The 13,865-nt window shown below is 62.6% G+C and carries 15 protein-coding genes; 10 read left to right on the forward strand and 5 right to left on the reverse strand.

Translation table 11 applies throughout. The features are described 5' to 3' along the window. Window positions 1–114: 114 nt before the first annotated feature. Window positions 115–327 (forward strand): 30S ribosomal protein S21, encoded by a 213-nt coding sequence (rpsU, locus tag VOM14_RS18090; RefSeq protein ID WP_006050883.1) that lies wholly within the window; start codon window positions 115–117, stop codon window positions 325–327. Between the two features lie 106 nt (window positions 328–433). Here rpsU and VOM14_RS18095 read toward each other — a convergent pair whose 3' ends face one another. Beyond that, entirely contained in the window at window positions 434–859 is a 426-nt protein-coding gene (locus VOM14_RS18095; protein ID WP_327630102.1) for a hypothetical protein, read from the reverse strand. A 314-nt stretch (window positions 860–1,173) separates the two neighbouring features. Further along, on the reverse strand, window positions 1,174–1,770 hold the full coding sequence (locus VOM14_RS18100; protein WP_327630103.1) for a DNA-3-methyladenine glycosylase I: 597 nt from the start codon (window positions 1,768–1,770) through the stop codon (window positions 1,174–1,176). A gap of 136 nt (window positions 1,771–1,906) precedes the next feature. Between VOM14_RS18100 and VOM14_RS18105 the strand changes: the two genes are divergently transcribed. Together VOM14_RS18105 and VOM14_RS18110 are read left to right on the forward strand one after the other, a co-directional pair. Beyond that, window positions 1,907–2,797, forward strand: a complete 891-nt coding sequence (locus VOM14_RS18105) for a BadF/BadG/BcrA/BcrD ATPase family protein (protein ID WP_327630104.1) — start codon at window positions 1,907–1,909, stop codon at window positions 2,795–2,797. Between the two features lie 125 nt (window positions 2,798–2,922). After that, complete coding sequence (locus VOM14_RS18110; protein WP_327630105.1) at window positions 2,923–3,744, forward strand: Cof-type HAD-IIB family hydrolase; 822 nt, start codon at window positions 2,923–2,925, stop codon at window positions 3,742–3,744. Between the two features lie 101 nt (window positions 3,745–3,845). On the opposite strand, the gene VOM14_RS18115 is transcribed toward VOM14_RS18110, so the two are convergent. Together VOM14_RS18115 and aqpZ are read right to left on the reverse strand one after the other, a co-directional pair. Next, a complete protein-coding gene (locus VOM14_RS18115) occupies window positions 3,846–4,157 on the reverse strand; it encodes a PXPV repeat protein (protein ID WP_327630106.1) in 312 nt (103 codons plus the stop codon). Between the two features lie 391 nt (window positions 4,158–4,548). Beyond that, window positions 4,549–5,289 (reverse strand): aquaporin Z, encoded by a 741-nt coding sequence (aqpZ, locus tag VOM14_RS18120; RefSeq protein ID WP_327630107.1) that lies wholly within the window; start codon window positions 5,287–5,289, stop codon window positions 4,549–4,551. Window positions 5,290–5,585: 296 nt separating this feature from the next. On the opposite strand from aqpZ, the gene VOM14_RS18125 reads away from it, so the two are divergent. Next, window positions 5,586–5,888, forward strand: a complete 303-nt coding sequence (locus VOM14_RS18125; protein WP_327630108.1) for an H-NS histone family protein — start codon at window positions 5,586–5,588, stop codon at window positions 5,886–5,888. Window positions 5,889–6,193: 305 nt separating this feature from the next. Here the strand turns inward: VOM14_RS18125 and VOM14_RS18130 are convergent, their stop codons facing one another. Further along, complete coding sequence (locus tag VOM14_RS18130; RefSeq protein ID WP_327630109.1) at window positions 6,194–7,258, reverse strand: glycosyltransferase family 4 protein; 1,065 nt, start codon at window positions 7,256–7,258, stop codon at window positions 6,194–6,196. Window positions 7,259–7,956: 698 nt separating this feature from the next. On the opposite strand from VOM14_RS18130, the gene flhD reads away from it, so the two are divergent. From flhD to cheA, 6 genes are all read left to right on the forward strand, one after another. After that, on the forward strand, window positions 7,957–8,277 hold the full coding sequence (gene flhD / locus VOM14_RS18135; protein WP_327630110.1) for a flagellar transcriptional regulator FlhD: 321 nt from the start codon (window positions 7,957–7,959) through the stop codon (window positions 8,275–8,277). Between the two features lie 48 nt (window positions 8,278–8,325). After that, window positions 8,326–8,877, forward strand: coding sequence for a flagellar transcriptional regulator FlhC (gene flhC / locus VOM14_RS18140; RefSeq protein WP_327630111.1), 552 nt, complete (start codon window positions 8,326–8,328; stop codon window positions 8,875–8,877). Window positions 8,878–9,114: 237 nt separating this feature from the next. Continuing rightward, window positions 9,115–9,975 carry a flagellar motor stator protein MotA gene (gene motA / locus VOM14_RS18145; protein ID WP_327630112.1) on the forward strand — a complete coding sequence of 287 codons (861 nt, stop codon included), beginning with the start codon at window positions 9,115–9,117 and terminating at the stop codon, window positions 9,973–9,975. A gap of 19 nt (window positions 9,976–9,994) precedes the next feature. Continuing rightward, complete coding sequence (gene motB, locus VOM14_RS18150; protein WP_327630113.1) at window positions 9,995–11,002, forward strand: flagellar motor protein MotB; 1,008 nt, start codon at window positions 9,995–9,997, stop codon at window positions 11,000–11,002. 84 nt (window positions 11,003–11,086) lie between these two features. Then, a complete protein-coding gene (locus VOM14_RS18155) occupies window positions 11,087–11,464 on the forward strand; it encodes a response regulator (RefSeq protein WP_327630114.1) in 378 nt (125 codons plus the stop codon). 87 nt (window positions 11,465–11,551) lie between these two features. Further along, entirely contained in the window at window positions 11,552–13,849 is a 2,298-nt protein-coding gene (gene cheA, locus VOM14_RS18160; RefSeq protein WP_327630115.1) for a chemotaxis protein CheA, read from the forward strand. The last annotated feature ends 16 nt before the right edge of the window (window positions 13,850–13,865 follow it).

Here is a 13,865-nt window from a genome sequence, read left to right on the forward strand (position 1 = left end):
TTCTGCCCGCGTTTGCCTGTTACTGGCCATGAATCGAAACGACCGGAGGGCCGGCGCGTGAGCGGTATCCCGCCACGCAATCAACCCAAATCAAGTGATTGAGTTAGGAATTACATGACGACGATTCTTCTGAAGGAAAACGAGCCGTTCGAAGTGGCGATTCGCCGCTTTCGTCGCGCAATCGAAAAGAACGGCCTGATCGCTGAACTGCGTGAGCGCCAATCGTACGAAAAGCCGACCACGGCACGTAAGCGTAAGAAGGCTGCTGCTGTGAAGCGCCTGCACAAGCGCCTGCGCAGCCAGATGCTGCCGAAGAAGCTGCACTAAGCACGTTTTTTCAGCACTATCAAGCACGGTCAGAACGGCGGTGTGAGCTTCGAAAGAAGCCACATCGCCGTTTTGTTTTTTGGGGTTTCGGTCGAGTGGGGGAGCGCTAGGCCGCGTTCTTCAGGATCTGCGCCGAGAGCCCGAACTGGCGAGCGATGGAGTTAAGGCGCTCGTTCCACTCCCACGTGCCGAACACGTCGTGCACGTTTTGCAGGCAGCTAAGCAGATCGACAGTCGCCTGATCGTACACATTGATGCGCGAGCGCAGGAGCGCCTTTCTCAGCGCGGCCACGCCGACATCCATATAAGCGGGCACCGCGCCCGTCGTTTTGCCGACATAGCGCACCGGCACCCCTTCCATTGCGGTCATGTAGTCGCGCGGCTTGATGAAGTTGCCGACGGGACAGCCGCCACAATAGCCACGATAGGCGCCGCCTCCGCGCGGCAGCAGGGCGGCGCGCTTCTGGCCGAAAAGGTGGCTGACAGCCTGGTCGAAAATGTCTTGATGGGTGAGGAAGGTGAGGGCTTTCATAGTTGATCTCGCAATGCCGGACAGTCGTTACTCGTTGTTGAGCGCCTGATCCGCAGTATCCGGCTCGCGTTCATTGAGGAAGCCTGGACTAGCACGGCGAAAAGGCTCTAATTCCGCGATTCGGCCACCGTTCGCCACTCGCCGCCAAGTGCTCTTTGGCGTCAGACGTGCGGGCGTGCGTCGGCAAATGTGGCGGCGCTCATAACCGTATAACGGCCGGCATCGGCGATAAGCGCAGCAGGGCTTTACCGGATAGCCGCTTTCGACCGGCGCGCGCGCCATTCGCGCACCGGAGATCCTTGCGGCGCGCCAGTTCAACCGGGTTTGCGATTTCGCCCTTTCTTGCCCAGTGCGGCGCACTGCGCGCGACACATGCAAGTCCTCTCGTGGTCGTTGACCATGCCGACCGCCTGCATGAATGCATAGCAAATGGTCGAGCCGACGAACTTGCAGCCGTAACCCTTCAGCGCTTTGCTCAATGCATCTGAAATTTCCGTCGACGCCGGCGCCTGCTGATACGACGCCCATTCGTTCTGGATGGGTGTGTTCTCAACGAAAGACCAGATGAAGTTGGCGAACGACCCGTGCTCCGCCTGAATCTGCTGCACCGCGCGCGCATTGGCGATGGCAGCTTCGATCTTGCCCCGATGGCGCACGATGCTCTCGTCCACCACGAGCGCGTCGACGTGCTTCGGCGTGAAGCGCGCGACCTTGTCGATATCGAAACCGGCAAATCCTCGCCGGTAGCCGGCTCGCTTGTTCAGAATCGTCGACCACGACAAGCCGGCTTGCGCGCCTTCGAGCACCAGCATCTCGAACAGATGCTGGTCGTCGCGCGACGGCACGCCCCATTCGGTGTCGTGGTAACGTGCGAGCGCTTCGCTCGACGCCCAGTTGCATCTCTGTGTCAATTTGCACTCCCCCTTGCCATGTCGCCCGCCAGCATAGCGGAACCCGCGACCGCCGCAAGCTAGCCGTTCGGCCAATTGCCGGATGGAAATGGACCTGCCAGGCTATGCACATTTCCCACGAACCGCATTCCATTCGATGAACAAAGACCTATTTCTTATCGGCGTCGACGGCGGCGGCACCGGCACGCGCGTCGCGCTCGGTGACGCCCAAGGGCGTGAACTCGCGCAGGCGACGAGCGGGCCGTCGGGTCTCGGGCTGGGCGTGGAACGCGCGTGGCAGGCGATCGAAGCGGCTTGCGCAGACGCGTTCGCACAGACCGGCGTCGCGTTCGACGGGTCGCGCTGCGTGCTCGGCTGCGGTCTCGCGGGCGTGAACAACCGCGACTGGCTCGCGGCGTTTCTCGCGCAGGCGCCCGCGCTCGCCGGGCTCGCCGTGGAAAGCGACGCCCATACGACACTGCTCGGCGCCCACGGCGGCGCGCCCGGCGTGATCGTCGCGCTCGGCACAGGCAGCATCGCCGCGGCGCTTGAACCGGACGGCGTCGGAGTGCGCACCGTCGGCGGCTATGGTTTTCCGTCGGGCGATGAGGCGAGCGGCGCATGGCTCGGCGTACGAGCAATTGGGTATGCGCAGCAAGCGCTCGACGGACGCGGCCCGAACGACGACTTCGCGCAGGCGCTTCTCCTGCACGTCGGTGCACACGACCGCGATTCGCTCGTCGTATGGCTTTGCGAGGCCAATCAGACCGCGTACGCGAGCCTCGCGCGGATCGTCGTGGCGCACCGCGCGCATCCGTTCGCGGCGCGGCTGCTCGGCGACGCGGGCATTGAAATCGGCAAGATGATCGCCGCGCTCGATCCTTCGGCGAGCTTGCCCGTTGCATTGTGCGGCGGGCTCGGCGCGCCGTTGCGCGAGTACGTGCCGTCGGCGTATCAGGAGCGTTTGCATGAACCTTTGGCCGGCTCGGCGCAGGGCGGCTTGCAACTGGCCCGACGTGAAGCCGCGCGGCTTGCGGGCGAGGCTTGAGCGAATGTGGGTCGAGCCGCAAGCGCCACGGCAATTCCGCGGCGCGGCACGTCGGACCGGGGCCGCGCGGCCGATTCCGGCATCGACGGTAAAATACGGCCTTCGACGCTGCCCGCTTGCTTATTATGTATAAAGTCATCGCCACGGACCTCGACGGCACGCTGCTCAATGCCGACCATCAGGTCGATCCGTTCACGATTGCCACCGTGCGCAAGCTCGAAAGCGACGGCGTGCAGTTCGTGATCGCAACGGGGCGCCATTTTTGCGACGTCGCTGGCATCCGCGACATTCTCGGCATCCAGCCGTATCTCATTACGTCGAACGGCGCGCGCATCCATGCGCCGGACAACACGGTGATCCATGCCGACGATCTGCCGCCGGCCGCCGTGCGGCGCCTCGTGCAGCCGGAAATTGTCGGCGCGCACGGCCGCGTGATCGTCAATCTGTTCGCCGACCAGGCGTGGTTGATCGACCGCGACGCGCCGGAGTTGCTCAAATTCCATCAGGATTCCGGCTTCACGTATGAGGTTGCGCAACTGCTGGAGCACGACGGCGTCGACATTGCGAAGGTTCTCTATATCGGCGATCCGGCCGATCTCGCGCACGTGGCCGCCAATCTCGCCTGCGAATTCGGCGACGCGCTTTACGTCACCTATTCGTTGCCGGACTGCCTGGAAGTGATGACGGCGAATGTGTCGAAAGGCCGTGCGTTGCAGATCGTGCTCGAGCGCGTCGGCGTGGACGCCGCGCACTGCGTGGCTTTCGGCGACAACATGAACGATATCGATCTGCTCGAAACGGCCGGCCATCCGTTCATGATGAACAACGCCAACCCCGATCTGATCACGCGTCTGCCGAATGTGCCGCGCATTGGTAACAACTTCGAAGCGGGCGTCGCGCATCACTTGCGCAAGCTCTTTTCAATCGACGACGAGCTGATGGCCTGACAAGCCCTGAATGAAACCGGCGCGCCTCTGCGTTCGCAGAGGCGCGCCGGTCCGCGTGGCTTTAGCAATCTTTAGCGGAGGCGCTACCGTCGAGCGGGCGATTAGTCGCGCCATCCGCCGCGGCGGTCGCCGTGATCGCCACGGTCGTCGTGGCCCCAATGGCGGTCGTTGCGATCCCAGCCGCGCTCGTAACGGTGGTCGCCGCGATAGTAGTCCCCGCGATCATAGCGATGGCCCCAGCCGCCATTGTCGTAGTACACCGGCTGCGGCGCGGCGTAGACCGGCGCGGGGCGTGTATAGACTGGCGCGCCGAGCGACACTCCGATGTTCAGGTCCGTATGCGCTTGCGCGACACCGCATGCGCCTGCTGCGAGACCAGCGGCAACCAGCAATTGAGTGACGATGCGTTTCATGTTGTTCTCCATGCAAGATTTTTTGCTGTGAGGCGACGTAGGTTTGTCGCACAGGTTCAATCTACGCATTCCGCCGGGCGAGGACTGCGACCAGATGTTACGGACTGCAAGGATCGTCGCAGCGTGGGAGAAGGCGCGCGCGGGTTTCCGGCGGCTCGGCCACCTGGAGCGGATTCGCGGAAAGCCTTGTCGCAGTGGGGAGTGTGGCCGCGCAGGAGATGGGTGGGCCGCCTCGACGAAAAGTGGCCCTGCATTTCAGCAGCGCCGAGCGTAATCCCGGCTTACATCTGTATAACGGGATTAATCAAGCCGCTCCGTCACTTCGCGGTACGGCGCGCCAAAACAAAACGGGCGCCGTAGCGCCCGCTTTTGATCCGGCCAATGAGTGCGATTAGTCGAGCGCCAGTTTCTGCGCGTTGCCGCCGCGGCTTTCCGCGATGACCGGATACAGCACGCCGGCAACCACGGCGCCGATGATCGGCGCGATCCAGAAGAGCCACAACTGATCCACCGCAGCGCCGCCGACGAACAGCGCCGGGCCGGTTGAACGCGCCGGGTTGACCGAAGTGTTCGTGACGGGAATGGAGACGAGGTGAATCAGCGTGAGACACAGGCCAATGGCGATCGGCGCGAATCCGGCCGGCACGCGCTTGTCGGTGGCGCCGAGAATCACGAAGAGGAAGAAGCCCGTCATGACCGCCTCGCAGACGAATGCCGCGGCGAGCGAATAATGGCCCGGCGAGCGCTCGCCATAACCGTTGCTCGCGAAGCCGCTCGCCACCAGCTCGAAGCCGGGCTTGCCCGAGGCGATCAGCGCCAGCACCGCCGCGCCCAGCACCGCGCCGATGACCTGCGCGACGATGTACGGCAGCAGGTCGCGAGCCGGGAAACGACCGGCCACGGTGAGACCGACGCTGACGGCCGGATTCAGATGGCAGCCGGAAATGTGGCCGATCGCATACGCCATGGTGAGGACGGTCAGGCCGAAAGCCAAGGAGACGCCGACGAAGCCGATGCCGAGACCGTGCACCGGGCCGGCGAAGTTCGCGGCGAGAACCGCGCTGCCGCAGCCCCCGAGCACAAGCCAGAAGGTGCCGAACAACTCGGCAGCAAGGCGCTTTGACAACTGCATGATTGGTAATCCTAAAATAGTTGATGCTCGGGAAGCACGGAACATGAGCGCTGCTGGCGCGTGCGCGTGTCTTTGAGCATCCAATTCTAGGGAAAGAGTGCCGAATCAGGTGTCAAGAATTGTCAACGTCAAGCCGATTTTACTTTTTTATTCCGGGATAAAGCGGTTTTGCAATTCAGCGGTCTTTAATAATTATCAGAAGATACCCTCCTAAATCAGTAATGGTATCCATTGCGAATTTTTATAATTGCGGATAGTCTGCGAGGCGGAATGAATTCAAAAAGGGGAAAACCGGAATGTCTCAATATGCAGACCTCAAGGCACAGATCGCCAAATTGCAGGCACAAGCAGAAGAAGCACGCCGCACGGAAATCGACAATGTGATCGCCGATATCCGCCAAAAAATCGGTGAATACGGACTTACCGCGCAAGACCTCGGTTTCGCGGTCGCGGCCAAGCGCGGACGCCCGCCCAAGAAGGCGCCGCTGCCGGCGAAATACCAGGACCCGAAAAGCGGCAATACATGGAGCGGCCGGGGCAAACCGCCGAAGTGGATCGTCGGCAAGAACCGCGAACGCTTTTTGATTGGCGCGAACTGATCCGTTTCGCGAGTAACGCGAAAGCAGATTGAAGGTTTATTGCGAGTTCCGGGTTACTGGTGTGTCCTGATCGGACAAAGAAGCACATCTATGCCGCCATTAAAAAAGCCGCCTTTGCAGGGCGGCTTTTCTATAAGCGAAGCACAATAACCCGGAGGAGTTAGTGCGCGCGCAAACGATTCACATGAGAGGAATGCCTGCGTTCGCTGGCGTCATGTGGAAAGTGCTTACGGTAATGAGCGCGGCTGACGCCTGGGCATGCATTCTTTTCACTCGCGCGCACTCATTTACCACCTTCACCGGACTCAACCCACTGCGACCTGCCGCAGAATCGGCCGGCGCGTTGCTTCGATCAGCGCCGAGTACGCATCCACATAGTTGCGCGCCATCGTCTTCGAACTGAAGCGGCGCTCGAACTGCGCGCGGATTTCCGTGCGCGACAGCTCGTCCAGACGTTGCAGCGCGGCCACCGCGCCTTGCACGTCCTCGACGATGTAGCCCGTCACGCCATGGTCGATCACTTCCGGCACCGAACCGCGATTGAACGCGATGACGGGCGTGCCGCATGCCATCGACTCGATCATCACGAGGCCGAACGGCTCGGACCAGTCGATCGGGAACAGCAGCGCTTTTGCGCCCGACAGAAACTCCGGCTTCTGCGCCTCGTTGATCTCGCCGACGAATTCCACGTGCGCCATCGAGAGCAACGGTTCGATCTCGCGCTTGAAGTAGTCCTGGTCGACCTTGTCCACCTTGGCGGCGATCTTCAGCGGCAAACCGCTTTGAGCAGCGATCTTGATGGCTGTATCGACGCGCTTTTCAGGACAGATCCGGCCGAGGAACGCCAGGTACTCCGGCTTCTTGTGCGCCTGCGGCGTGAGCAATTGTTCCGGCAGACCGTGATAGATCGTGTTCAGGAAGTTCGCCTGCGGCAGCGGCACGCGCTGCGAATCCGAAATGGAGATGACCGGCGCGTCCGCGAACGTGTCGAACACCGGCTGCAATTCCGGCAAATCGAGGCGGCCGTGCAGCGTGGTCACGAACGGCGTGTCCATGGTCGAAAACAGCGGAAACGGCATGTAGTCGAGATGGAAATGCAGCACGTCGAACTCGTGTGCGACGCGGCGCACCTTTTCCATCATCAGGATGTGCGGAGCCAGCGCGTCCCGAATCGTCGGATCGAGGCGCAGCGCACGAGGCCAGCACGCATCGAGCTTCGCGGAAGTCACCGAGTCGCCGCTTGCGAACAGCGTGACGTCGTGGCCTTCATCGACCAATGCCTCGGTCAGATAGGACACGACACGTTCGGTGCCACCATAAAGTTTCGGCGGGACTGCTTCATACAACGGCGCGATTTGTGCGATTCGCATGCGTTTCTCCTATTCAACGGCTTCGCACTGCGGCGCTCGGAGAGAGCGAGGAGCGAATGCCTGACGGACGGTTGGGCGCGGTAAGCCGCCGCCCGGGGGTGCTCCGAAATTGCGTCGGGTAATCCCTTAGCGTCATTATCGGGATCAGCCGCGCCAATTCGAGTTATTTTTCAAACGCTTAATGTTGTTACAGCGGGAAACATGGGACGTTACAGGGGTCTGTCCCGTAGTCTTCTGACAGGGTGGCATCGTCCCATCCTATGCAGGTACACCAGAAAATACCGCGCTTTCCGATAGCAAGTCGCGTGCCCGCGCCTGCACTCCAAATATTACGCGGTGGTGAAAATCCTTTATAATTCTGCTCACCCTTACACGGTGCAAATCCCTTCCGGCCAGCACTCACCGCCAGCCCGGCTTCTTCGAGATCCTCTATGCACGGCGCATAGCGAGCCATTTCATTGCGCCGGGCGATTCACTCCAAAACCTCAGCACTTCACAGTCATGTAGGAGAAATTCCTACACGAATGACGGATTAATCCGTCAAACAAGCTGGGTGTCTGTCCGATTTTGTTTCTCCCACCCTTTCGCGACAATGCTCGCAAGACCAGAGACGAGCCGATTCGCGCGGTTTAAGCGCGCGCGTTCGAGCAAACGTTTTCGCAACGGCCTGACCAGCCAGGATATACCCCGGGGGAATCATGAGCGCGACCAGCGACATGCTCAATGAGATCAGAGAAGTCAACCTGTCCTATCTTCTGCTCGCGCAGCGCCTGCTGCGCGAAGACAAGCCGATGGGCATGTTTCGCATGGGGATTTCGGACCAGTTAGCCGATGTGCTCGCCAACCTGTCGTTGGCGCAGACCGTGAAGCTGGCGGCGTCCAATCAGGTCCTGTGCCGTTTCCGTTTCGACGATCACGCCGTGCTGTCCGCGCTTGCGGACAAGGGCAAGTCCAGCGCCGTCGCCCGGGCGCATTCCGCGATCCTGATGGCGAGCCAGCCGGTCGAGCAACTCGGCTGATGGCAAGCCGCGATTCGAGCACAGCAATCAGGACGAGAAAGTAAGCGGATGGCCTATAAAAGCGTAGTGCTCGAAGTCAAGGAGATCACCCTTGCCATCGAACTGATCGAACTCGGCGCGCGTCTGCAACTGCTTGAAGCGGAAACCAGCCTGTCGCGCGACCGGCTCATCAAGCTATACAAGGAACTGAAAGGGGTGTCGCCGCCCAAGGGCATGCTGCCGTTTTCGACCGACTGGTTCATGACCTGGCAGCCGAACTTTCACTCTTCGCTGTTCTACAACATCTATCGTTTCATGGCCGACCACGGCGGCTGTGCGACGATCCAGTCGATTGTGAAGAGCTACCGGCTCTATCTGGAACACGTCCAGTTGCACGACGACGAACCCGTGCTGAGCCTCACGCGCGCATGGACCCTCGTGCGCTTTTTCGACTCGGGGATGCTGCAAGTCACCCCGTGCTGCCGCTGTCGCGGGCGTTTCGTCGCCCATGCACACGACCCACAGCAGGGTTTCGTCTGCGGTCTGTGCCAGCCGCCGTCGCGCGCCGGTAAGACAAAGAAAGTCGCCGACGCCCGCGCCCGCGAGCGCCTCGCCGCGTAACGTCCGGGCCGCGGCGCGAACCGCGTGCAGCTCGCCGCCGCGCGCGTCCTTGCCTCCCATTCCCCGTCCGGCGGGCATTCCCGCCCGGTCCATCGCGGCGTCACGTCGTGCCTGAGCCGCTGCCTCGCCTCTGGTTTACACCGGCGCGACAGGCTGCTTTTCCGTCAAAGTTTTCTGATGCGTTGCCGTAAACCAGTTTAACGACGGTCACCGTCGCTTCTTTGTGAGGGCTCGGCAGTGCTGATTTTCGTGGGATCACTCGTGACGCTGTTGTCCGTTTTCGGCGGTTACGCGCTGGAAGGCGGTCATCTCGGCGCGCTGTTGCAGCCCGTTGAAGTGCTGATGATCGTCGGCGCCGGCGTCGGCGCGTTCATCCTCGGTAACGGGATGAAGACGATCAAGGCCACGGTGCGCGTCATTCCGACCCTGTTCAAGGGCGCGAAGTACAACAAGGACGTCTACATGGAGCTGATGGCGCTCCTCTACGTCCTGCTCGCCAAGGCGCGCAAGGAAGGCACGCTGACGCTGGAAGCCGACATCGACGACCCGTCGAAAAGCCCGATCTTCACGCAGTACCCGAAGATTCTCGCCGACCATCACATCATCGAGTTTCTGACCGACTACCTGCGGCTGATGGTGGGCGGCAACATGAATGCGTTCGAAATCGAAAGCCTGATGGACGAGGAGATCGAGACGCATCACCAGGAAGGCGAAGCGCCCGCGCACGCGCTGAACAAGGTCGGCGACGCGATGCCGGCGTTCGGTATCGTGGCCGCGGTGATGGGCGTGGTGCACACCATGGCTTCCGCCGACAAGCCGCCGGCCGTGCTCGGCGAAATGATCGCCCAGGCGCTGGTCGGCACCTTCCTCGGCATTCTGCTTTCGTATGGGCTGATCGGGCCGCTCGCGAGCGTCGCCGAACAGCGTGTGACCGAGTCGACCAAGATGTTTCAGTGCATCAAGGTGACGATTCTCGCGAGCCTGAACGGCTATGCGCCGGCGATCGCCGTCGAGTTCGGCCGCAAGGTGCTCTTTTCGACCGAACGTCCGTCGTTCGCCGAACTGGAAGAGCACGTGCGCCGCGTGAAGGCCAAGTAAGGACGCCGGAACCGAATCCATGAGCAAGGACAAAGACCGCGCCATTGTCGTCAAGCGCGCCGCGCCGAAAAAGGCCGGCCACCACGGCGGCGCCTGGAAGCTCGCGTATGCGGACTTCATGACCGCGATGATGGCGTTCTTCCTGCTGATGTGGCTGCTGAGTTCGGCATCGACGGTGCAGTTGAAGGGCATCGCCGATTACTTCAACCAGCCGTTGAAGATCACGCTGTGGGGCGGCGAGCGCAGCGCCGAGGATTCGAGCATTCTGAAGGGCGGCGGCCGCGATATTTCGACGGACGCGCAGGGCGTGACGCGCGCCACGGACGGCACCAACAACCGCGCCGAGCGCACGGTCTCGCATAGCAGCGAAGACTCGATGAAGCAGATGCAAGGCGAACTGGAGCGCCGCGAGCAGATGCGCCTGCACGATCTGCAGGTGAAGCTGATGGCCGCGATCGAGGCGAATCCGGTGCTGCGCCAGTTCAAGCAGCAGATCCGCATCGACTCGACGTTGACGGGTTTGCGCATCGAGATCGTCGACTCGCAAAAGCGGCCGATGTTCGCGACCGCGAAAGACGACGTAGAGCCGTACATGCGCGACATTCTGCGCGAGATCGGCCACACGCTGAACGACGTGCCGAACCGGATCATCGTGCAGGGACACACCGACGCCGTGCAATACGCGGGCGGCGAGAAGGGCTACAGCAACTGGGAACTGTCCGCGGACCGCGCCAACGCATCGCGTCGCGAACTGGTCGCCGGCGGCATGGATGAAGCGAAGGTGATGCGCGTGCTCGGCCTCGCGTCGACGCAGAACCTGAACAAGGCGGACCCGATGGACCCGGAAAACCGCCGCATCAGCATCATCGTTCTGAACAGGAAGTCGGAGGAGGCGCTCAATCATGACGACTCGACCACGACGACCTTGTCGGACGACGCAGCCGGCTCGAAGCCGCTGCTGCAAAAACTGGCGCAGCCCGTGACGGTCGCGCCCAAGGTGCCGGCGGCAACGCCGGCGGCTCAGTAACAGGAAGACGGCCGCCGGGCCGTGTCCAGCGCCCGGCGGCGCGGACAGCCAGGCGGCGCACAGCGTAAGCGCAGCGAGGTTTTCATGATCAGGCACATCCTGGCAATCGACGATTCGGCATCGATGCGGCAGATTCTTTCCGCGACGCTGACGGCGGCCGGCTATGAAGTGACGCTCGCGGCGGACGGCACGGAAGGGCTCGAAAACGCGCTCGCCGTGCGGTTCGACCTCGTGCTGACCGATCAGCACATGCCGGGCAAGACCGGCCTCGATCTGATCGCCGAACTGCGCGGCAATCCGGCTTACACGGCGACGCCCATCCTCGTCCTGACGACGGAATCCGGCGAGCCGTTCAAAGCCGCGGCGCGCGAAGCAGGCGCGACCGGCTGGATCGAAAAGCCGCTCGACCCCGACATGCTGACCGAACTGGTGGCGGCGCTGGCCGAGCCAGATCACGCGTAAGCATCAACCTTTGACAAGTTAAAGAAGCTCTCGACGCTGCGGCACGGTAGCCCAAGCCTAGACAGGAACTCTCGCGGTGACCCAGGCATGACACTCGACATCACTCAGTTCTATCAGACGTTCTTCGACGAAGCGGACGAACTGCTCGCGCAGATGGAGCAGTTGCTGCTCAATCTGGACATCGCGCACCCGGACCCCGAAGACCTCGCGGCAATTTTCCGCGCGGCGCATTCGATCAAGGGCGGCGCGGCGACGTTCGGCTTTACCGCGTTGACGGAGACGACCCACATCCTCGAATCGCTGCTCGACCGCGCGCGCAATAACGAACTCGTGCTGCGCAAGGACATGATCGACACGTTCCTCGAAACCAAGGACGTGTTGTCGGGCCAGCTCGCCGATTACCGCGCGAGCGCCGAGCCCGACGGCGCCGTTGCGAAGGCGATCTGCGCGAAGCTCGAACAGTTGCACGCGGAAAGCCGCGGCGTTGTCACGCCGGCCGTGCCGGCCCCGGCTGAAGCGCCGGTCGCGGCGGCCGCGCCCGTCGAGGAATGGGCAAGTGTGGAAGCAACGGAAGACGGCGGCCCGCCGGAGCACGTCATCGAACAGGCGGTGCAGGCGGCGGGCGAATGGAATGACGGCGAACCGGCGCAGACCGGTCAAGCCGAAGGAACCGGCGAGGCAGACGACGCCGGTCCGCATCTGAAAATTACGCTACGGGGCGTTGATGAGAAGGACCAGGAACTGCTTGCCGAAGAGCTGGGCAACCTGGGCTCCATCGTCGGGCGGGTCAAGAGCGGCGGCGATCTCACGCTGTGGCTTCAGACCGATGTCACGTCCGACGACATCATTGCCGTGTGCTGTTTCGTGATCGACGAAAGTCAGATCTCGATCGGCCGCGGAACCGCGCCGGCGGACGGTGCTCAGCAAGGCGAACCTGGAACGCCCGACGCTGAGCCCTCGTCCCCGGCGCAAGCAGTACCGGCGGCGTCAGCCGCCACCCATTCCGCAGCGGCTGCCGCGTCCGCGCAGCAGCCCGCCGCGCAGGCTCCGGCCGAGCAGGCGGCCGCGCCCGCCCACGCCACGGCTGCCCCGCAACCCGCGGCGGCCAGCGCTCCGGCAGCGGCTCCGGCATCCGCCGGCGCTGCCGCCGAGCAGGACCGCAAGGCCGCGCGTCCGGCAGCGGCGGCAGGCGGCGCGGAAGGCAGCTCGATTCGCGTCGGCGTCGAAAAGGTCGATCAGCTGATCAACCTCGTCGGCGAACTGGTGATCACGCAGGCCATGCTTGCCGAAACCACCAGCACATTCGACCCCGCGCTGCACGATCGCCTGTTCAACGGCATGGCGCAACTCGAGCGCAACGCGCGCGATTTGCAGGAAGCCGTGATGTCCATCCGCATGATGCCGATGGATTACGTTTTCAGCCGCTTCCCGCGTCTCGTGCGCGATCTCGCGGCGAAACTCGGCAAGGAAGTGGAACTCGTCACCTTCGGTCAGGCGACCGAACTCGACAAGAGCCTTATCGAGCGCATCATCGATCCGTTGACCCACCTCGTGCGCAACAGTCTTGACCACGGTATCGAAACCGTGGAAGCGCGGCGCGCGGCGGGCAAGGACGCAACCGGCCAGCTCGTGCTGTCGGCGGCGCATCACGGCGGCAACATCGTCATTGAAGTGAGCGACGACGGCGCCGGCCTGCGCCGCGACAAGATTCTCGCGAAGGCCGCGAAGCAGGGCATGCAGGTCAGCGAAAGCATGACCGACGAAGAAGTCTGGAACCTCATCTTCCTGCCGGGTTTCTCGACGGCGGAGCAGGTCACGGACGTGTCGGGCCGCGGCGTCGGCATGGATGTGGTGAAACGCAACATCCAGTCGATGGGCGGTCACGTGGAAATCACGTCGCACGCCGGCAAGGGCAGCACCACGCGAATCGTCTTGCCGTTGACGCTGGCGATTCTCGACGGCATGTCGGTGAAGGTCGGCAACGAGATCTTCATTCTGCCGCTGAACTTCGTGATGGAGTCGCTCCAGCCGCAAGCCGAGGACATCTACACGGTCGCCAACGGCGAGCGCGTGGTGCGCGTGCGCGGTGAATACCTGCCGCTTGTCGCGTTGCACGAAGTGTTCAACGTCGACGACGCCAAGCAGGAGCCGACGCAAGGCATCGTCACCATCATGCAAACCGAAGGGCGCCGCTTTGCGATGCTGATCGACGAACTGGTGGGACAGCAACAGGTCGTCGTGAAGAATCTCGAAACGAACTACCGCAAGGTGCGCGGCATTTCCGCCGCGACCATTCTCGGCGACGGCCGCGTCGCGCTGATCGTGGACGTGGCGGCGCTGAATCGCGAGTCGCGTCACGCGCATGGCGCGATGAGCCTCGCATGAAGTCCATCACATTCGC

This window comes from Paraburkholderia sp. MPAMCS5 (genome assembly GCF_036016995.1).
Lineage (GTDB): Bacteria > Pseudomonadota > Gammaproteobacteria > Burkholderiales > Burkholderiaceae > Paraburkholderia.